Here is an 849-nt window from a genome sequence, read left to right on the forward strand (position 1 = left end):
GCAGACGTGGGTTTCTGCCGTGACGCGATCATGGCCTGGTGCGAGACCAACGACGTGGGCTATGTTCTGGGTCTGGCGCGCAACAAGCGTCTGCAACGGGCCTTGGGCAAAGAAATGGAAGCGGCCCGCCTGGCCTGTGAGCGCACCGGCGAGGCCGCCCGGTGTTTCCGTGACTTCCGCTACCGCACGCGCAAATCCTGGTCCTGTGAACGGCGGGTGATCGGCAAGGCGGAATACCTGCCGGGCAAGGCCAATCCGCGTTTTGTCGTCACCAGCCTGAGCACCCGTGACGCGGATGCCCAACATTTATACGAAGATCTTTACTGTGCCCGTGGCGAGATGGAGAACCGGATCAAGGAGCAGCAACTGGGACTGTTCGCCGATCGCACCAGCAGTGCCACCTTACGGGCGAACCAGCTGCGGCTGTACTTCTCTTCCTTTGCCTATGTCCTGCTGCTTGGTCGCCGCCTGGATAGGTTCTTCCGTCCCCAACAACATCGACTCAAAGAATCAGTCCTGGGTGCTGAGGGACTGGTGCGTCTGTTCTGTCAAAAAAACATCCTCCAGAGCCCCTGAGAGAGCGAAAAACACGAGAATCTCTTCTCTTGGCGAGTACCTTGGCACGAGAAATGGGCTATCGGGCTATCTTGGTCACGTCCCGGCGCCCAAAAACGCCGGAACCAGGGGATCGGTGAGCGATGCGGGCTAGTTATCGTATAGAAAAGGGAGAAGTAACTACTCACCCCTATCAGCATAGAGCTGTCCCGAAAAGGCCATTTGAATGGCGACCAGCGGATTGTATCCCTGATTTGCCATGGTCTGCAGGTAACTGGAGATGCGGCAATAGGC

1 pseudogene is annotated in these 849 nt (G+C 57.8%); it reads left to right on the forward strand.

From position 1 onward, the window contains the following. Nucleotides 1-456 (forward strand): annotated as a pseudogene (locus tag ACOCD2_RS22810) (transposase); the annotation flags it as partial. Nucleotides 457-849: the final 393 nt, after the last annotated feature.

It is taken from the genome of Thiolapillus sp., from assembly GCF_048562965.1.
Lineage (GTDB): Bacteria > Pseudomonadota > Gammaproteobacteria > Chromatiales > Chromatiaceae > Thiolapillus > Thiolapillus brandeum_A.